Raw genomic sequence first — 20,053 nt, forward strand, 5'->3', positions numbered from 1 at the left:
CAGCCTAAAATGTTAGACAAACAATACTGCACACTCGGAGAATTTATTATTGCAAACCAAAATGCGTTTCAATATTCTTCAGGAGAACTTTCTAAGTTAATAAACGCCATAAGATTAGCAGCAAAAGTTGTTAATCACGAAGTTAATAAAGCTGGTTTAGTAGATATTTTAGGTGATGCTGGTGACACTAATATTCAAGGTGAAGACCAAAAAAAATTAGACGTTTTAGCCAATGAAAAGTTTATTCAAACCCTTAAAAACAGAGAGATTGTTTGCGGTATTGCTTCTGAAGAAGAGGATGATTATATAACCATTAACAGTCATGATGAGAATCATCAAAATAAATATGTAGTTCTAATAGATCCTTTAGATGGTTCCAGTAATATTGATGTTAATGTTTCTGTCGGAACTATATTTTCTATTTACAGAAGAGTAACCCCAGTAGGCACGCCTGTACAAATGGAAGACTTTTTACAACCAGGCCACCAACAAGTTGCAGCTGGTTATGTTGTCTATGGTACTTCTACCATGCTTGTGTATACAACCGGTGATGGAGTAAACGGCTTTACTTTAAACCCAGCCATTGGAACCTTTTACTTATCGCATCCTAACATGAAATTTCCCGAAGACGGTAAAATTTATTCTGTAAATGAAGGAAACTACATTCATTTTCATCAAGGGGTTAAAGACTATATAAAGTATTGCCAAATGGAAGAAGAAGACCGCCCATACACCTCTAGATATATTGGTTCTTTAGTTTCAGATTTTCATCGTAATATGATTAAAGGTGGTATTTATTTGTACCCTAAAAGTACGGTAACTGGTAACGGTAAATTACGTTTGCTCTACGAATGTAATCCTATGGCTTTTTTAGCCGAACAAGCAGGTGGCTTAGCTATTGGTGGAAAATCAAGAATATTAGATGTAAAACCTACAGAATTACACCAACGCATACCATTCTTTTGTGGTAGTAAAAATATGGTGTTAAAGCTTCAAGAGTTTTTAGATAAATACCATTAACAACCAACTACACAAAAAGTTTAGTTTAAAAAGCATCACAGCTTTTGTAGGCATCGATAACGGCTTGTTCGCCCTCTTTTCCTGTTATGGAATTGCCGTGCTCCATGCCAATAATACCATTATACCCTTTTGAATGTATGTGCCTAAAAATGTTTAGGTAGTTAATCTCTCCGGTAGTAGGTTCTTTTCTTCCTGGATTATCACCAACTTGAAAATAACCTATTTCATCCCAACAGGCATCAATATTTGGTATAAGATTACCTTCTTGTATTTGCTGATGATACACATCAAAAAGTATTTTGCAAGAAGGGCTATCCACTGCTTTACAAATTTCATAAGCTTGTGGACTCTCCGTTAAAAATAAACCTGGATGATTTCTAAAATTTAACGGTTCTAAAACCATTACTATAGTATGCGGCTCCAAAATTTCACAAGCTCGTTTTAAAGTCTCAACTACATTTGCGGTTTGAAATGATTTATTAAGACGTAAATCTAGATAACCCGGAACCACTGTAATCCATTTAGCATTTACACGTTTGGCAACTGTAACCGATTCTCTGATTTCATTTAAGAATTTTTCTCGAAGCGTAGCATCTCCACTAGTTAAATTTGGTTTATTCCAAAAAATCTCATGAGCTACAAAAACCCCCATCGTCAAATTTCTTTCAACCATGGTTTTTGCCATTTGTTCTTGTAATGCTACAGACCTAGTTTTCATTTCATTATCCTCAAAGGCAGTAAATCCTTGGTCTGCCATAAAATTGAGTTGATCAATAGGGTCTGTACCCGCATGGGATTCAAACATACCCAAGTGTGGAGCATAATTTAAATTAAAAGTTTTTGCCGAATTCGAAGCGTTCTTATACATTGAAAAAGCAGATAAGCCACTTAGGCCGATGAACCCAGAAGCCAAAGCTTTTGATTTTAAGAAATTCCTTCTATTCATTAACTTTTAAAAATTACTTTTCCATTAAATATTGGTAGTCTTCAAAGGCAATTTTACCAGTAAATATTTTGATTGATTTTTCAATCATTTCATCAGTTTTAGATACATGAAATCCTAAACCAACTGCATATTTATTTACCATTCTTTTTTCCGCATCACTAATTTCATCATCAGAGAAGACTATTTGGAAGAAATCATACAAACGCTTTAACCTTTTATCGGCACTATGAGGAGTTTCTATTGGATATTTATTTTCCTTTTTCATGATTTCCTTGTACTCATCGTCGGTAATGTTCAACCTAAATGCAAATTTGTCTAAAATTGCTTTTTCTTCAGGATTAATCTCACCATCAACCGCAGCTAAACTGCATAAAGTTGCAAAATGGGCCAATTGTTTTCTTTGATTACCTGCTTCGTATAAATCCATAATATGATACAAAAAATTTGTTCGCAAATATAATTCCTTTGAGTTAAAGCTTTTGCCATTTGCGCTAAAAGAAATTCGTAATTTAACCCAGCTATGAAAAGACAACTCTTAGAATTTACCCCAAAAGGTATTTACTGTGAGCCTGCTGATGTGTATTTAGACCCGTGGAAACCTGTAGACAAGGCACTAATTACACATGGTCATGCTGACCATAGTCGCTGGGGACACAAGAAATACATTACCCACCACACTAATATTCCAATAATTAAACATCGCCTTGGAGACATTCTAGCTTCAGGCAAAAAATGGGGCGAAACTTTTACCATTAATAATGTAAAATTTAGTTTTCATCCGGCAGGTCATATTCTAGGCTCTTCACAAATTAGAGTGGAACACAAAGGGCAGGTTTGGGTTTTTACAGGGGATTATAAACTAGAAGATGATGGGGTTGCTACCCCTTACGAAAATGTAAAATGCCATAGTTTTATTACGGAATGTACTTTTGGTTTGCCTGCTTTTTTATGGAGGCCTCAAAAAGAGGTTATCTCAGATATTAATTCTTGGTGGGCCGAGAATAAAGCTAATGGTCTAACTTCTATACTTTTTGGTTATTCGCTTGGCAAAGCACAGCGTCTTTTAAAGCATTTAGACCCTGATATTGGCAAAATATATACGCACGGAGCTGTAGAAAACATGACCGCAGTGTTGAGAAATATGATCGATTTTCCTAAAACTGAACTTATCACTAGAGACACCAAAAAAGTTGATTTAGCTGGTAATATTGTTTTAGCACCGCCATCTGCTCAAGGTAGTACTTGGATTCGCAAAATGGTACCCTATGTAAATGCAACTGCAAGCGGTTGGATGGCCTTTAGAGGTGCTCGAAGAAGGCGTGCAATTGACAAAGGCTTTGTGTTAAGTGACCATTGTGATTGGCCGGGATTATTAAAGGCAATAAAAGAAACAGGAGCTGAAAAAGTAATTTGCACCCATGGTTATACAGCCATTTTTTCTCGTTATCTAAGAGACTTGGGTTATGATGCCAGCACAGAAAGCACACAATTCGAGGGCGAAACTGGTGAAATAAGTTCAGACACAGACATTGAAAACAAATCAGAAAACACTAGTGTTAAGGCAAATGGAAAGGGGGAGCAAACATGAAAAGGTTTTCGCAACTCATAAAAATCTTAGATAGCACAAATAAAACAACACTAAAAGTAAATGCTTTGGCAAACTATTTCTCAGAAGCCCCTGAAAAAGACAAAGTTTGGACCATTGCAATTCTTTCGCATCGTAGGCCTCCAAGACCCGTAAATACTACCTTGTTACGAGAATGGGCTTCTGAGTTGGCAAACATACCTTTATGGCTTTTTGAAGAAAGTTATCATATCGTAGGAGACTTAGCAGAAACTATTGCATTGGTGGTTCCTTCAGACGAAAAATCCACAGAAAAACTGTTAAGTACGTTTCTAGAAGAAATGATTTGGCTCAAAAAACAAGAAGACCAAATCAAAAAAAACTACTTATTTGAAAATTGGAAAAATTTAGATTATTATGGCAGATTTGTTTTTACCAAATTAATCACTGGCGGTTTTAGAATTGGCGTAAGCCAAAAATTAATGACAAGAGCTTTAGCCAAATCTACTGGTATAGATGAAGATATACTTGCCTACAAACTTATGGGTAATTGGGACCCTAACACCATTTCTTTTAAAGAGTTAGTGCTCGAAGAAAACAAAAATGACTATCTATCTAAACCCTATCCTTTTTATTTGGCCTATGCTATAGAAGATGAAGTTAGTACTCTTGGTAATGTAAGACAATGGTCTGCTGAACATAAGTGGGATGGCATTCGTGCTCAAGTAATTCTAAGAAATAATGAAATTTTTGTTTGGAGTCGCGGAGAAGAATTGGTAACCGATAAATATCCTGAATTTCAAGAATTTATTGGAGTATTGCCTAACGGCATGGTATTAGACGGAGAAATTCTCCCCTATCCCAATGAACAAATTGGCACTTTTAATGATTTACAAACTCGTATTGGTCGCAAAACGGTTTCTAAAGCCCTACTAAAAAAAACACCTGTTATTCTTAAAGCATATGATTTGTTAGAATGGCAAGGAGATGATATTCGTAAAAAAACCTTTGCAGAACGACGAAAGCTTTTACATGAAGTTTTTGAGGAAGTCAAAACAACTAATAGTAAAATACCATTACAGCTTTCAGAACAAATGGCTTTTAATTCTTGGCAAGAAGTTGCTTTAGAACGAGAAAAATCTCGAGAAAAACATAGTGAGGGTTTAATGCTTAAAAGATTAGATTCACCTTATTTGGTTGGAAGAAAAAAAGGTGATTGGTGGAAATGGAAAGTTGACCCACTTACCATTGACGCGGTACTTACCTATGCAATGCGTGGCCATGGAAGAAGAAGTAATCTTTTTACAGACTATACTTTTGCCCTTTGGAATACCAATGAAGAAGGCAAAAAAGAATTAGTGACTTTCGCCAAAGCATATTCTGGACTCACTGATGCCGAATTCAAGCAAGTTGACGCGTGGATTAAAAAAAATACGCTTGAACGATATGGCCCCGTGCGCAGTGTAACCCCGCAACATGTATTTGAAATAGCTTTTGAAGGTATTGCATTTTCAAAGCGACACAAAAGTGGTATTGCCACCCGTTTTCCACGTATTTTAAGATGGCGAAAAGATAAAAAAATAGAGGAGGCCAACTCTTTAGAAGACCTAAAAAGTTTAATTCCATCAACAATTTCAACAGCAAAATAATACTAAATTAAAACAAATACGCTCTCCCAGAAGGCAGGTTTAAAGTGAGGGGTAAAACTAGTTTGAAAAAACATGAATAGAAACCAATTATTTACTATTGCAAGCAACTGGTTCCATGAGCAAGGCTGGAAACCTCATACTTTTCAAAAGGAAACATGGACAGCTTTTCTTCAAGGTAAGCACGGTTTACTTAATGCCCCAACCGGAAGCGGAAAAACGTATGCTTTATGGTTTCCAATTGTTCTTCATTACATCAAACAAAATCCTGATTATAAAAACAAACACAAAAAAGGCTTAAAAGCTATTTGGATTACACCGCTTAGAGCCCTTTCTCAAGAAATAAAGCAATCTGCAGAACGCATTGTTCAAGATTTAGAATTACCCATGACGGTAGGCATAAGAACTGGCGACACCTCAACTAAAGAAAGAGCAAGTCAGCGTAAAAACATGCCCGATTTATTGATTACAACACCAGAGAGTTTACAACTCTTATTGGCTTCTAAAAATTACGATAAAACCTTTGCTAACTGTTCTGCAATTGTGGTAGATGAATGGCATGAACTTTTAGGAACCAAACGTGGTGTACAAATGGAATTAGGCCTATCTAGATTAAAAACCGTTTGTAACCAGTTACGAATTTGGGGTATTTCTGCAACCATCGGAAACTTAGAACAGGCAAGAGAGGTATTACTTGGCCCTATAACTGCAGAAATGGAAAATTCTATTTTAGTAAAGGCTAATCTTAAAAAGAAAATCTCAGTAAAAAGTATTATTCCAAAACAGATGGAAACCTTCCCCTGGCGTGGTCATTTGGGCTTGCATTTGTTAGATGAAGTGGTTCCAATAATAAAGAAAAGTAAAACCACTTTGCTTTTTACCAATACCAGAAGCCAGTGCGAAATTTGGTTCCAAAAAATTCTTGAGAAATATCCAAAATTTGCTGGAGAATTGGCCATGCACCATGGCAGTATTGCCAAGGAAACGCGTTTATGGGTAGAACAAGCTATTAGAAATGAAACATTGAAAGCTGTAGTGTGCACCTCTAGTTTAGATTTGGGTGTTGACTTTGCTCCTGTTGAAACCGTTATCCAAATTGGAGGCCCAAAAGGTGTTGCCCGTTTTCTACAGCGCGCAGGCCGCAGTGGACATAGGCCAGGAGAAGAAAGCGTTATTTATTTTTTACCTACTCATTCCATTGAACTTATTGAGGCTTCTGCCTTACAAGTAGCCGTAAAAGACAATGCGGTTGAAGACCGTTTACCTTTTTTAAACAGTTTTGATGTACTTATTCAATACCTCACCACATTAGCAGTCTCTGACGGGTTTATACCCGAAGAAATTTTTTCTGAAGTAAAACAAACTTTTTGTTACCAAGGTATTACCAAAGACCAATGGCAATGGCTACTTAACTTCTTAGTATTAGGCAGTCAAAGCTTAAAAAGTTATGATGAATATAAAAAAGTTGAAATTGAAGAAGGCGGTAAATTTAAAGTAAACAATAGAGGTGTTGCCATGCGGCATCGATTTCAAATTGGAACAATTGTAGGTGATGCCGTGCTTTCTGTGGTATATCAAAAAGGTGGCTATATAGGTTCAATTGAAGAATACTTTGTATCTAAATTAAATCCTGGAGATGTTTTTGTTTTTGCTGGGCGAAATTTAGAATTTATTCGAATTCGTGGAATGAAAGTACAAGTGCGCAATTCTAATAAACGTTCTAATAAAGTACCCGCGTGGGCAGGCGGACGCCTTAGTTTTTCTTCACAAATGTCAGAATTACTTCGACAAGAGTTGTATAAGGTTTCTGAAAACAAGAATATGAGCACAGAACTAAAATCATTAACACATATTTTTGAACGCCAAAGGCTAGAAAGTACAGTGCCCACCCCTAAAGAATTTCTAATTGAAACGTTTAAAAGTAGAGATGGTTATCACCATATATTTTATCCGTTTGAAGGCAGAGCAGTGCATGAGGCCATGAGCAGTTTACTATCATACAGAATAGGGTTATTATCTCCAATAACCTGCTCCTTAGCATTTAACGACTACGGTTTTGAAATGCTTTCAGACAAGCCCATAGATATACAAGCTGTTATAGACAACAATTTATTCTCACCAGAATACATGCTGTCTGACCTTCAAAAAAGTCTGAATAGTAATGAAATGGCACGTAGAAAATTTAGAGATATTGCGGTTATTAGTGGCATGGTGTTTACAGGTTATCCAGAAAAAGGAGTGAAAATGAAACACTTACAAAGCAGCTCACAATTACTCTTTGATGTTTTTAGAGATTACGAGGCTGACAACCTACTTTTTCAGCAAGCTTTCACAGAAACTTTTGAGCATCAACTAGAAGAAGGTCGTTTACGTATTGCCTTAGAACGTATAAGAACGCAAGAAATACTTTGGGCTAAATGTGAGAACGCTACGCCGTTTTCATTTCCACTGATTACAGACCGTTTAAGAGAAAAACTTTCCAATGAAAAATTGGCTGATCGTATAAAACGAATGACCAAAATTTTAATGAAGTAAGAAGCTTTTTGAAGGATATTCAAATTGATTTGATTAGGCTCTAATTCTCAGTATTTTTGTAGGCCAAAGTAAACGCAACCCCAGATTGACACAAACCATTACCATAGATGCACAACAATTTGTTTTACACCCGCTAGGAGGTATTTACTGGGTAGAAAAATCTATGTTATTAATTAGTGATGTACACTTGGGCAAAGTGAGTCATTTTAGAAAATTTGGAGCAGCAGTACCTCAAAAAGCAATACACAAAAACTTTTTATTACTAGATAAAATTGTATCAGAATTTCAACCTTTTCACCTTTGTTTTTTAGGGGATTTATTCCACTCTTCTTTAAATAAGGAATGGGATTTTTTTGCCAATTGGGTTGCCAAAACACCTTCTAAAATTAGTTTGGTTATTGGTAATCATGACATTATAGCGTCAGAAAAATTTACTGCATTGGATATTGAAATTTTCACAGAACTACAACTAGATAATTTTTTGCTAACCCACCACCCAGAAGAACATCAAAAATTATTCAACTTTTGTGGTCATATTCATCCGGCTATTAAACTACAAGGGTTTGGACGCCAACGATTAAAACTTCCATGCTTTTTTAAGACTAAAAAGCAATTGATACTACCTGCATTTGGTGAATTTACTGGTAATCATACCCTAAAACCTAAGAAAGAAGATGATGTCTTTGTTTTGGTAGAAGGCGAAGTAATCAAGATTTAAATTTGAATCACACCAATAGTTTAAAATGACACCTAAAAAGATTGCTTCGCTATAATATCAACTGTACTTTTGCACAAAATTTTTTGGATTGACCAAATCATCCATTTTACAAACTTTTGAACAGTCTCCACAACTTAGGAAACTGCGAGATGCTATTACCCAAAATACCGCTAAAAAACACATTGCATTACAAGGCCTTGTAGGTTCATCAATGTCTTTAGTGATATCAGAACTTTTTAAAACTAGTGAACTTCCTTTTCTTATTGTTTTAAATGATAAAGAAGAAGCAGCCTATATACTCAACGATTTAGAACAGATGGTAGGTGATAAAGATGTGCTTTTTTATCCCGGTAGTTATCGCCGACCTTACCAAATTGAAGAAACTGATAATGCCAATATACTGCTTCGCGCAGAAGTATTAAACCGAATAAATTCAAGAAAAAAACCTGCCGTAATTGTTACATACCCAGATGCTTTATTTGAAAAAGTTGTTACTCGTAAAGAATTAGATAAATCCACCTTAAAAATCAAAATAGACGACACCCTGTCTTTAGATTTTTTAAATGAAGTACTTTTTGAATACGAGTTTAAACGAGTTGATTTTGTTACGGAACCTGGAGAATTTTCAGTACGCGGTGGTATTGTTGATGTATTTTCGTTTTCTCACGACCAGCCTTATCGTATTGAGTTTTTTGGTGATGAAGTAGATAGTATTAGAACCTTTGATGTAGAAACCCAACTATCTACAGAAAAAGTAAAGAAAATCACCATAATTCCGAATGTAGAAAACAAATTTCTTCAAGAATCTAGAGAAAGCTTTTTCAAATACATCGCTGCTAACACGGTAATTTTTTCAAAAAATTTAGTGGTTAGCTATGACCGTATAGACAGTCTTTTTGAAAAAGCAGAAGTGAGTTTCAGCAAACTAAGCCAAGACATTAAGCATGCACAACCACAAGAATTATTTCTTAATTCAAAAGCGTTAAAACAACAACTAACAAATTTTACTGTATTAGAGGTTGCTAGTTCTGGGCATGAGTATAAAGAACAAGACAGTGTAACATTTGAAACCTCACCCCAACCATCTTTCAATAAAAAGTTTGAGTTATTAGTAGAAGATTTAAAACAAAAACATGACGAGGGTTACAAAAATGTTATTTGCTGTTCTACAGAACAACAAGCCAAACGGTTAAAAGACATCATTAAAACCGTTATTCTCGGCGATTTAGATGAAACCAATGACGATTTAGGTTACCATACTTTGGTGTTTCCTATGTATCAAGGGTTTGTTGCTCACGACTTAAAACTAATTTGTTATACAGACCACCAAATATTTGAGCGATATCACAAATTCAATTTAAAAAACGGATACGCCAAAAAACAAGCCATTACCTTAAAAGAACTTAATAAGCTTGAGGTTGGTGATTATGTAACCCATATAGACCATGGCATTGGTAAGTTTGGCGGCTTACAAAAAATAGACGTTGAAGGCAAAAAGCAAGAAGCTATAAAACTCATTTATGGTGACCGCGATATTTTATACGTAAGCATACATTCGCTACATAAAATTTCAAAGTACAACGGTAAAGACGGTGCTCCTCCAAAAATATTTAAGTTAGGTTCAGCGGCTTGGAAAAAATTAAAGCAAAAAACCAAAACAAGGGTTAAAAAAATTGCCTTTGATTTAATTAAAGTATACGCCAAAAGACGTTTAGAAAAAGGGCATCAATACGACCCAGATAGTTACCTGCAACACGAACTTGAGGCCTCCTTTTTATATGAAGATACGCCAGACCAAGCTAAAGCTACTGAAGATGTCAAAAAAGATATGGAAAGCGAACGCCCTATGGACCGTTTGGTTTGTGGTGACGTAGGTTTTGGCAAAACAGAAGTTGCTATTCGTGCAGCATTTAAAGCCGTAGATAATGGCAAACAAGTAGCTATTTTGGTACCCACCACTATTCTAGCTTTTCAGCATAGTAATACGTTCAAAAAACGTATGGAAGATTTGCCTGTGACTGTAGATTACCTAAACAGATTTAGGACTGCAAAAGAGAAAAGAAACATACTTGAAAGATTAGAAGCTGGCAAAATTGATATTATCATTGGTACCCACCAACTCGTCAACAAAAATGTAAAATTTAAAGACCTTGGACTTTTAATTGTTGATGAAGAACAAAAGTTTGGAGTATCAGTAAAAGATAAATTAAAATCTATAAAAGAAAATGTTGATGTTTTAACCCTAACGGCTACGCCTATACCAAGAACATTGCAGTTTAGTTTAATGGCTGCAAGAGATTTATCTGTAATTAACACACCGCCACCTAACCGCTACCCTATTGAAAGTAGAGTAATACGTTTAAGTGAAGAAGTTATTAGAGATGCAATAGCTTACGAAATCTCTCGTGGAGGGCAAGTATTCTTTGTACATAATCGTATAGAAAATATCAAAGAAGTTGCCGGCATGCTACAACGCCTAGTGCCAGACGCAAAGATTGCCATTGGTCATGGTCAAATGGATGGTAAAAAACTGGAAGAACTCATGATTGCTTTTATGAATGGTGAATTTGATGTTTTGGTTTCGACCACCATTATTGAGAGTGGTTTAGATGTAAGTAATGCCAACACAATTTTTATAAATAATGCCAATAATTTTGGGCTTAGTGATTTACACCAAATGCGTGGTCGTGTGGGTAGAAGTAACAAAAAAGCATTCTGTTACTTTATTACCCCCCCGTATGAGGTTATGACGCCCGAAGCCCGCAAACGTATTGAAGCTTTAGAACAATTTACAGATTTAGGTAGTGGCTTTAATATTGCTATGAAAGATTTAGAAATACGTGGTGCCGGAGATTTATTGGGCGGTGAACAAAGTGGCTTTATTAACGAAATAGGATTTGAAACCTACCAAAAAATACTAGCCGAAGCTATAGATGAACTTAAAGAAAATGAATTTAAAGAATTGTATGAAGAGGTTGAAGCCGGCAAAGAAAAAGTCTTTATAAGAGATACCCAGCTAGATACTGATTTTCAATTACTCTTTCCTGATGATTATGTAAATAATATTACAGAACGTCTTAATCTTTATACCCAATTAAACGAAGTTGAGAATGAAGAAGGCTTGCAAAAATTCGAAGCTTCTTTACTAGACCGTTTTGGCGAATTGCCAGAAGAAGCTGTTGACTTACTCAATTCTGTTCGAATTAAGTGGATGGCTAACCATATTGGATTAGAAAAAGTGGTGTTAAAAAAGAACAAATTCTTGGGTTATTTTATAGCCGACCAACAATCACCTTTTTACCAAACTGATACGTTTACTACAGTATTACAATACGTACAAAGCCACCCTCAACAATGCCAATTAAAAGAAAAGCAAACCAGAAATGGCTTGCGTTTACTTTTGGTTTTTGACCGTATTACAAGTGTAGAAAATGCGCTAAAAGTTTTAGAGCCAATTGCACCTGTTAAGAATTTTGTTGAATCTAAATAGTTTTTTAAGGCTTGGCATATGTATAAGTGCCTAACTTTTGTACGCTATAATAAGAATCTAAACCTCCAATACCAACACAATCTAAATGCTCCAAGTTAATGTCTCCATTAGCTGCAATACAATTATCTGGCAATTGCAACTGAGTTATTTTACCTATGATTAGACGAGTATCATTACATTTAATTAAGTGTTCTTCTTCAAACTCTAGGGCTATTTTAATAGTACTTTCTTTTACAAAAGGGGCTTTAAAATTTGCATAATATTCTTCTGTAAGTCCAACCCTTTCAAACTCTGAAACACCACGTTCATACTTTGCAGAAGTTTGGTGCGCTTTTTTATGAATTTCAGTGGTAATCTGGTTTATGGTATAAACACCTGTTTCTTTTATATTTTCATAAGTATGACGCTCAACAGTGGTTGGTCGTAAAACAAAACCTAAATAAGGAGGATTTGCCCCTATATGAACCACTGAATTAAAAATAGCCAAATTGGATTTTCTTTCCTTTGAAATTGTGGCTATAAGATTGGCAGGTTTAATTCCAGAAACTTTATTTAACAAATTACCACGATAACGACTTGGCATTTCCATTAAATCATCAAATGAAAAAATCGGCATAGCTTTTTTATCAAAGATATTGAGATAGTAAGAATTGGGTATAAGAAAGCCCTTTAAAAAAGGGCTTAAGATTAGTTAGTTATTATGGTTTTACTTATGCAATTTTAGACTTGTATGATTTGGAAACAAACTTTAATTCTCTTTTAATCCTAGAATTTTTGAATTTATACAAACGAGCAACTTCGATATTTTGAGTATTTGTAACGTTTACTTTTGTCACTAAAGTTACCTGTTGTATTGTGGTTTCAACCTTAATCAGCTTTGCTGGCGTATTCGCCATTGCTGCAGTACTTATTAAAATTCCAAAAACTAAGGTTAAAATTGTTTTCATGACTTGGGTAATTCTTACAATGTAAAATTACCCAGAGTACTAGCCTGCAATAGCTTTTGGTCGTTAATCCAGATAAAAAAATCGCTCAAAAACAAGAAAACAGATAAAGTGCTTTTTATCATCGATAAATGATTTTTAGCTCAAAAACCAATTACCGATTGGAACTGCATTTAAACGATTTTCTGTTCTATGTCTTTAATGAACAAAGGTTAGAACATTATGATTTTATTATTAAATTTGACTATTATCCTTTTTTAGTCAATATGTCAAATATTAAAAAACAGCTTATTCACGTAGCTAGTGATACCTTTAGTAAGTACGGCTATTATAAAACCGCTATGGAAGACATTGCCAAAGCAGCCCAAAAAGCAAAGGGCTCTTTATATTACCATTTTGGAAGCAAAGAATTGCTGTTTGAAGCTGTTGTGCTGCAAGAATTGGATAAATTAAAAGAGGAGTTAACTCAAGTTTTTGCAGATAAAAACTCTGATACAAGAACAGTAATACATAGTTACATGTTAAAACGAATGGAGGTTTTACGCAATGCCCCTAATTATCAAGAAACGTTACGACCTAACTTTTATGAACATTATGATTTTGTAAACAGTGTAAAAGAAAACATGGTTTCTTGGGAGGTAGCGCAATTAGTAATACTAATTGAAAGAGGGGTTGCTAACCATGAATTAGACTTACCTGGCGATTATAAGGTATATGCACAGGTATTAGTGATGCTTTTGCAAGGACTGGAACCTAACTTTTATTTAAAAGGAGAATATGATCGCTTAGAATCTCACTTTGATAACCTCATCAAAATAATAACTAAAGGAATTTCAACATAAACAGTCATGAAAAGACTTAAATACCTTTTTGTTTATACTATACCTATAACCGTTTTTATTGCCTTCAATTTTAAGGGAATTTGGACCTTTTTACCACTTTTAGTTTTCTTTGGACTTGTTCCGTTATTGGAATTATTGATACCAGCTGACAGGGCCAATATGGATACAAAACTTGCAGAGGATGAAAAAAATCAAAAAATCTACGATTACATTTTATACGGCACCTTACCCCTACAATTAGGATTTTTAATCTATTTCTTTTTTATAATTGACAACACTTTATATGGCAGCATAGAGTTTATAGGGCGTATTACTGCTATGGGTTTTATGTGTGGAGTAATAGGTATTAATGTAGGGCATGAATTAGGACATAGACCTACTCGATGGGAACAATTATTAGGAGAAATTCTTTTACTTACTTCTTTAAATACCCATTTTTTACCCTACCATAATGCAGGTCATCATAGAAACGTAGCTACACCACAAGATTCAGCAACAGCTCGCAAAAATGAACTACTATTTGTTTACTGGTTTAGGTCTCATTTTGGTAGTTATATAGAAGCATGGCAACTAGAAAATAAAAGATTACACGCTGAGGGTAAATCATGGTTAAGTCTACACAATAGTATGGTTGTATATACCCTTGCCAACCTTGCCGTTCTTTTTAGTGTTTTCTATTTTTTCGGATACAAAGTGCTCATTGCTTTTGCTGCTGCAGCTGTAATAGGTATTATACTTTTAGAAACGGTAAATTATATAGAGCATTACGGCTTACTACGTAAAAAAAACGAATACGGCCGTTACGAACCGGTAAGACATCATCACTCCTGGAATTCTGACCATCCTATTGGTAGAACGTTATTATTCAATCTTTCTAGACATTCTGACCACCATTATAATGGAAGTAAAAAATATCAAATGTTAAAATCACACGAGAAAAGTCCGCAAATGCCTACGGGTTACCCAGGCATGATGCTTTTAGCCTTATTTCAACCCCTGTGGTTTTTAGTGATGAACAAAAAGTTGAAGCAATTTGAATAAGTATTTTATCGAAAAAAACTTCTGATAAATACTAAGACCTAAAATACGCGTTGTAGAAAATATACTTCTATTATGGCACAATCGATAAAATATAGGCGACGAAAAAAGTCTATAAAGGGAATTTTCCTTTTAGCCTTTATTATTTTATTACTTAAAGTGTTGCTGTATTTTTTATTAGAAAATGGTTTAATGCTTCACTTTAGATTAGAGCAATAATCTAATTCTTGTTTTACAACCCTATTCTTAAAGGCTTTTTTAAAGAACCATTCATCGATTAACCATTGAAAAACTGGAACTTACCTCGTATATCATCTTCTTAAAACAAACCATTCGTCTACACTTTTTTAATATCTATCCGCCTTGGATAATAATCAGCAAATTTCAACGATACATTTGCTCAAAAAACGAGACATGGTTAAAATGACAAAAATTAATTGGATACTTTTTTTCTTTATTATGGTGTCTTTTTTACAAGGCATTGCAGGTGCTATTGTATTACTAACCCATTAATAAAACCCTTAGACTCTAAAATTTCTTCTTAATTAACAAGGTACCCTCTTGGTCATAATAGCGCCAAGTACCAGACTGTTCATCCTCTTTATATCTACCAGTTATTTTTAGTTTTCCGCTGGGATAAAAGTATTGATACCTACCATGCTTTTTGCCATCTTTAAGCGCAACTTTAAATTTTAATTTACTGTTAGAATAACTTACCTGATACTCTTTTAGATTTAAATCTGGCGGATAAATCGGCGGAATTTCAAATACCCTTTCATCGTTGTCAGATGATAATTTTGAAAGTGGTTGCTTTCTCTTGACTATCGATTCATTCTTAAAAAAAGGGTGTTGCTTAACTTCATTAACATCTAAATAAGAAAGTACTAATCTAGATTTAAATTCAGCTTCATCTGGCATTAATTGAAATCCGGCTAACGGAAAACAAATAAAATAGTCTTTGTTTTTTCTGAGTTTATCCTTTGTGTCTAGAGTTGCGGTTTCATAGAAACTATTAAAAAGCAGCGGTACATTTGCATAAACAAAAAGGCTAGATTCACTCGAAAAGTCCTTTGTAAACTCTTGATAAGTTGATGACTCTACTAAAGTTTCTTTAGCTATATATTTATCAATTATATGTTTAAGGGTATTAGGACTATCACTAAAAACCACATTATCTTCTAAGATGATAAAATATGGTTTATCAAACTCCTCAAACCTATTCCCTAAAATATCTTTAAAAAAACCCTTAATAGATAAGAAGTTTATCTCATAGCCCTTGTAAGTAACAGCTTTAAATTTTACGGGAGTGCGTTTTTTTATCTGTGCTAATACAAAAGCTAATTTTTCTTTAGCAAGTTTTTTGTCTTTAGTCTGCAATACCAAAGCCAATGGATTTTTCACCTGTTTGGTATTAGTTGGTAATTGTAGAATGGAAATTTCAGAACCTATCCAACTTACAAAATCTTCTTTAATATTAATTTTTAAGAACTTCTCCAAGGATTCAATTCCACTAGCATAGCTCTCAAATTCTTTAGGAGAGGCCTTTTGTAGACTTTCTAAATTGCTATAGAATTCTTCAAAACTAGAAAATCCATAACTTAAATATAGAGCAGTATCGTCTGGAGCAATTGCTGAGAGATAACGTTCACTAACTCCAGATTTTTGAAGTGCTTTTAAGTAGATTTCATTTAAAGATTTTATGTTGGTATACCCCTCAGCAGTTAGTTTACTTTCACTATTAACATCAATATGAAATCCAGAGAAGTCTAAATTCTCACTTACCCTTTGCCCCCAAGTACTTGGTTGCGCATAATACTGATTTAGGTAATCATCAAAATATTGGTATTGTACGTAAAGTCTAAAAAGGTTTTCATAACCCACCTTTTTGTTTACCGCTATAAAATTGAGATTACGTCCAATTTCAGGCTCTTTATATTGGTCAATAGCCGCTTCAATAAGCGTGTGTGTATAAGACGCTATAAGTTGATTTTTAATAAATGAAAGGTATAATGTTTCTTTTTCTTTATTATTAAAAACCTCTAAAATTTCATGGTCATGATAGGTTCTTCTGCTTAACGAATAATCTTCATTCAACAGCGTATTAAAATAAGATTTAAGTAGATTTAGATTAGCAATTCTTTTTAAATCTAACACATAAAACAAGCCATAATCATTTGGCGTTGTCATATGAACAGAAATGTAAAAAGACCTATTATCAAAGAATTCAAACAAACTTTTACGCTCATTAAAAAGCGTATCTATACGTTGAATATTTTCTGTAAGGTTAGAAAAGTAATCGTTATCTGTAAGATGAGACCAAGCTTCACTTTCACTTATCACATTCCAACTTTCTACGGGCTTATCAGATTCGATAATAAAGACCGCATCTTTAGGAATTAAATATATAGGTTGCAGATTTGTTTTTGGAGCTAGCACAAAAATGTACAATAGGTAAATTGCATATGCAACTAAAACTACAAATACACCTAACCGTAAATTCTTCCTTAACATTGGTACGAAAGCTATACCTAGCTAACGTTAATGTCTAAAATTTAGTTCGTTATAAAGTCTTTAAATCTTTAATTGTTCTAAATGCCATATCAACTTGTTCATCATTTACCAAAATGGTAAACTCATTGGTTGTTGAGATAACTTCGTACAGTATAATACCTTCCCAAGCTAAACGCTGAAAAATAAAATAATAGATACCGGGCACAGATACATTTTCAGCAGGTAGTTTAACAGTTACAGAAGAAAGGTTGGTAGCTTTTTGGGTACAACGTTCATCTTTAAAAAAATCTTCAACAACATTGTCTAGCGTATTACTTACAACAATATTTATTTCATTAACACCTCTAGAAGAGGTGTAGAAAATGTCTTGATTCTCGTGAACTTTTTCTAATAATTTAGCCTGTTGAGCCAAAATAGTTTCTGAGGAAAGAAAGGTATAGTCAGTAAGATTAGAGCGCACTGTAATTTCACCAATATTTTTTAAAACTTTTACAATACGGTGCGTGGCACGAAACTCTAAATCATCTGAAAGACGCTTTAAAGCCATAACTATAGCACCATCTTTTACATCTTTACCTAACACATCTGCAATCTCTGGTCGTATTTGACGAGATAGTGAAGTAAGGTTAATAATACCCTGTGCCAATGCACTTTGCAAGAATGGCTTTTTTTTAATGTATTGCTCAACTACAGCCGATATTGTTTTCATATTGGTAGGTTTGAGGGCAAAAATAACTTTTTGTTATAAATAAAACAAATGGTTAGAAAAAATTAAAGCAATCTTCCAAGTGATTTAATATAAACGAATTGCCTTTTTTTAAGATGGTAATTACATCAAACCTAACATCAACATCTAAATCATTTTCTACAACATAATGGTCTGCTGCCATTATCAATAATTTTATCTTTTTTTTACCAATGGTATCGGCTATACTTTCATGAAACTCAGAGCTTCTAGAGCGCACCTCAACAATTGCTAGGGTTTCACCTTTTTGAGCAATTACATCAATTTCTGCTTTTAAATATCTATAGTTTCGGTATCTAATTTGATACCCATTCTTTATCAAAAAAGCAACGGCTTTTTCCTCACCTAGCTTACCAAATTCATTATGAACCCCCATTCAAAAAAATCTAAAAAATTAAAAAATAGATGCATTTCATCGAAAAAAAGACACATTTTGTCGTATTCTCCAAATTTGAATTTAAATTTATAACCTCAAGAACCACACCTACCTACAACACATAGTTGCCCAAAGCTATGCGAAATAATTATTATGCCTTTTTGCTATGGAAATGTTTGTAAACTGTAATACATCCGGTCTAGCTACCTACGCTCCAGCCTTAGATATTCTTAGGGTTCAGCATTTATATAGAAGATTAGGGTTTAGTGCCTCTCATGAACAAATATCACAAGGCGTTGGTCAAACCGCCAATACCTTAGTTGATAATTTAGTTGACCAGGCGTTAAACTCACCTACTATTGCTGCACCAGAATGGGCTAATTGGACAAATGCCGATTACCCTGCAGATGACGATTTAAGAAGACAATTATTTAGAACACAAGCAGAAGAATTTGCCATTTCTTATGGTGAACAAATGCTTGCTAATAATTTAAGAGACAGATTAAGTTTTTTCTGGTCTAACCACGTGGTTACCCAAAAAAGTATTTATGATTGTAATGCCTTCTTATACGAGTATATAGATTGCTTACAACGTAATGCTCTTGGTAATTTTAGAACTTTAATTAGTGAAGTAGGATTAACTAGTGCCATGCTATACTATTTAGATGGTGCCTTCAATAATGGTAATAATCCAAACGAAAATTACGCAAGAGAACTTTATGAGCTATTTACTCTGGGTGATGGTAATGGGTATACTGAAGAAGACATTGTAGAAACTGCCAAAGCACTTACGGGTTATGTTGAACGCGGTGAAGTTGGCTGTACCAAAGTTACGTTTAGAGCAGACCGTTTTGATGAAGGTCCAAAAACTATTTTTGGCCAAACGGGTAATTGGGGTTATGATGATGTAATTGATATTTTATTTACTCAGCGAGCAAATGAAATAGCCTATTTTATCTGCAAGAAATTATATGAATTTTTTGTGCATCCAGATTCTCAAGATGCTACAGGTAATGCAGACGTTATCATAAATGGTTTAGCAAATACATTTGTAAGCAACAACTTTGAAATTGCCCCCGTTCTAAGACAACTCTTTAAAAGTGAACACTTTTTTGATGAAGAAGCAATAGGTGTTATCATAAAATCACCTGTTGACCTATATTTCAACTTTGCCAAAGAAATGAATTTTTCTTACGACAGTGGTTTTGTACAAAATATGCTCGATGCTAGTGCATTAATTGGTCAACAAGTATTTGAACCCGTTGATGTAGCTGGTTGGCAACGCGACCGCCAATGGATTAATACCAACTACATTATTGGTAGATGGTTAACTATGGAGGTTTTTATAGACCTAATGTTTCAAGCAGACCAGGAGCTTTTTAGAACCGTAGCCATGGATTTGGTGGGACCTGCAGATAGCAATACATCAAATCCTGAAATTGTAGTACGTGCCCTAGTAAACAAGTTTACTCCCAAAGGTTTACTTACAGAACAAGATTTTGAAAATGCTATGGATGCATTTAAAATAGACGATGTACCAGAAAACTATTACTCACCAGATTATATAGATGATGGGTTAAGTTTATGGATGTTAGCCGTAAGTATGGAAGCACCAATACAGGTGTATACACTTCTACGTTATTTAAGCAGACAACCCGAATTCCAACTAAAATAAAAC

The 20,053-nt window shown here is 34.4% G+C and carries 16 protein-coding genes; 9 read left to right on the forward strand and 7 right to left on the reverse strand.

Annotation, left to right across the window (positions count from 1 at the left end):
• Positions 1 to 9 precede the first annotated feature (9 nt).
• Entirely contained in the window at positions 10 to 1,020 is a 1,011-nt protein-coding gene (gene fbp / locus H5V42_RS06645) for a class 1 fructose-bisphosphatase (protein ID WP_185782362.1), read from the forward strand.
• 25 nt (positions 1,021 to 1,045) lie between these two features.
• Here the strand turns inward: fbp and H5V42_RS06650 are convergent, their stop codons facing one another.
• Both H5V42_RS06650 and H5V42_RS06655 read right to left on the reverse strand, forming a co-directional pair.
• The gene (locus H5V42_RS06650) at positions 1,046 to 1,966 is read right to left on the reverse strand and encodes a hydroxypyruvate isomerase family protein (protein ID WP_185782363.1); all 921 of its coding nucleotides are present in this window, start codon (positions 1,964 to 1,966) and stop codon (positions 1,046 to 1,048) included.
• 13 nt (positions 1,967 to 1,979) lie between these two features.
• Positions 1,980 to 2,393, reverse strand: coding sequence for a TerB family tellurite resistance protein (locus H5V42_RS06655; RefSeq protein WP_185782364.1), 414 nt, complete (start codon positions 2,391 to 2,393; stop codon positions 1,980 to 1,982).
• Positions 2,394 to 2,486: 93 nt separating this feature from the next.
• Here H5V42_RS06655 and H5V42_RS06660 point away from each other — a divergent pair, with 93 nt between their 5' ends.
• The 5 genes from H5V42_RS06660 (at position 2,487) to mfd (ending at position 11,919) form a co-directional block, all read left to right on the forward strand.
• Positions 2,487 to 3,554 (forward strand): ligase-associated DNA damage response exonuclease, encoded by a 1,068-nt coding sequence (locus tag H5V42_RS06660; protein ID WP_185782365.1) that lies wholly within the window; start codon positions 2,487 to 2,489, stop codon positions 3,552 to 3,554.
• Positions 3,551 to 5,179 carry an ATP-dependent DNA ligase gene (locus tag H5V42_RS06665; protein WP_185782366.1) on the forward strand — a complete coding sequence of 543 codons (1,629 nt, stop codon included), beginning with the start codon at positions 3,551 to 3,553 and terminating at the stop codon, positions 5,177 to 5,179. The genes H5V42_RS06660 and H5V42_RS06665 overlap by 4 nt, the downstream gene beginning before the upstream one ends.
• 72 nt (positions 5,180 to 5,251) lie before the next feature.
• Positions 5,252 to 7,711: a ligase-associated DNA damage response DEXH box helicase gene (locus tag H5V42_RS06670; RefSeq protein ID WP_185782367.1), complete on the forward strand. Its 2,460-nt coding sequence runs from the start codon at positions 5,252 to 5,254 to the stop codon at positions 7,709 to 7,711.
• A gap of 85 nt (positions 7,712 to 7,796) precedes the next feature.
• Entirely contained in the window at positions 7,797 to 8,429 is a 633-nt protein-coding gene (pdeM, locus tag H5V42_RS06675) for a ligase-associated DNA damage response endonuclease PdeM (protein ID WP_185782368.1), read from the forward strand.
• An 88-nt stretch (positions 8,430 to 8,517) separates the two neighbouring features.
• Complete coding sequence (mfd, locus tag H5V42_RS06680) at positions 8,518 to 11,919, forward strand: transcription-repair coupling factor (RefSeq protein WP_185782369.1); 3,402 nt, start codon at positions 8,518 to 8,520, stop codon at positions 11,917 to 11,919.
• Between the two features lie 4 nt (positions 11,920 to 11,923).
• Here the strand turns inward: mfd and H5V42_RS06685 are convergent, their stop codons facing one another.
• Positions 11,924 to 12,535 (reverse strand): flavin reductase family protein, encoded by a 612-nt coding sequence (locus H5V42_RS06685; RefSeq protein WP_229665621.1) that lies wholly within the window; start codon positions 12,533 to 12,535, stop codon positions 11,924 to 11,926.
• Between the two features lie 94 nt (positions 12,536 to 12,629).
• Positions 12,630 to 12,866 carry a hypothetical protein gene (locus tag H5V42_RS06690; protein WP_185782370.1) on the reverse strand — a complete coding sequence of 79 codons (237 nt, stop codon included), beginning with the start codon at positions 12,864 to 12,866 and terminating at the stop codon, positions 12,630 to 12,632.
• Positions 12,867 to 13,024: 158 nt separating this feature from the next.
• On the opposite strand from H5V42_RS06690, the gene H5V42_RS06695 reads away from it, so the two are divergent.
• Entirely contained in the window at positions 13,025 to 13,705 is a 681-nt protein-coding gene (locus tag H5V42_RS06695) for a TetR/AcrR family transcriptional regulator (RefSeq protein WP_185782371.1), read from the forward strand.
• A gap of 6 nt (positions 13,706 to 13,711) precedes the next feature.
• Positions 13,712 to 14,746, forward strand: a complete 1,035-nt coding sequence (locus H5V42_RS06700) for an alkane 1-monooxygenase (RefSeq protein WP_185782372.1) — start codon at positions 13,712 to 13,714, stop codon at positions 14,744 to 14,746.
• Positions 14,747 to 15,271: 525 nt separating this feature from the next.
• On the opposite strand, the gene H5V42_RS06705 is transcribed toward H5V42_RS06700, so the two are convergent.
• Genes H5V42_RS06705 through H5V42_RS06715 form a run of 3 tightly spaced genes read right to left on the reverse strand, consistent with a single transcriptional unit; the run spans position 15,272 to position 18,375 of the window.
• Positions 15,272 to 17,254 (reverse strand): DUF3352 domain-containing protein, encoded by a 1,983-nt coding sequence (locus tag H5V42_RS06705; protein WP_185782373.1) that lies wholly within the window; start codon positions 17,252 to 17,254, stop codon positions 15,272 to 15,274.
• A 49-nt stretch (positions 17,255 to 17,303) separates the two neighbouring features.
• The gene (locus H5V42_RS06710; RefSeq protein ID WP_185782374.1) at positions 17,304 to 17,963 is read right to left on the reverse strand and encodes an aspartate kinase; all 660 of its coding nucleotides are present in this window, start codon (positions 17,961 to 17,963) and stop codon (positions 17,304 to 17,306) included.
• Positions 17,964 to 18,015: 52 nt separating this feature from the next.
• Positions 18,016 to 18,375: a YraN family protein gene (locus tag H5V42_RS06715; protein ID WP_185782375.1), complete on the reverse strand. Its 360-nt coding sequence runs from the start codon at positions 18,373 to 18,375 to the stop codon at positions 18,016 to 18,018.
• Positions 18,376 to 18,541: 166 nt separating this feature from the next.
• Here H5V42_RS06715 and H5V42_RS06720 point away from each other — a divergent pair, with 166 nt between their 5' ends.
• Entirely contained in the window at positions 18,542 to 20,050 is a 1,509-nt protein-coding gene (locus H5V42_RS06720) for a DUF1800 domain-containing protein (RefSeq protein WP_185782376.1), read from the forward strand.
• The last annotated feature ends 3 nt before the right edge of the window (positions 20,051 to 20,053 follow it).

Origin of the sequence: Croceivirga lutea (assembly GCF_014235875.1) — a bacterium.
GTDB lineage: Bacteria > Bacteroidota > Bacteroidia > Flavobacteriales > Flavobacteriaceae > Croceivirga > Croceivirga lutea.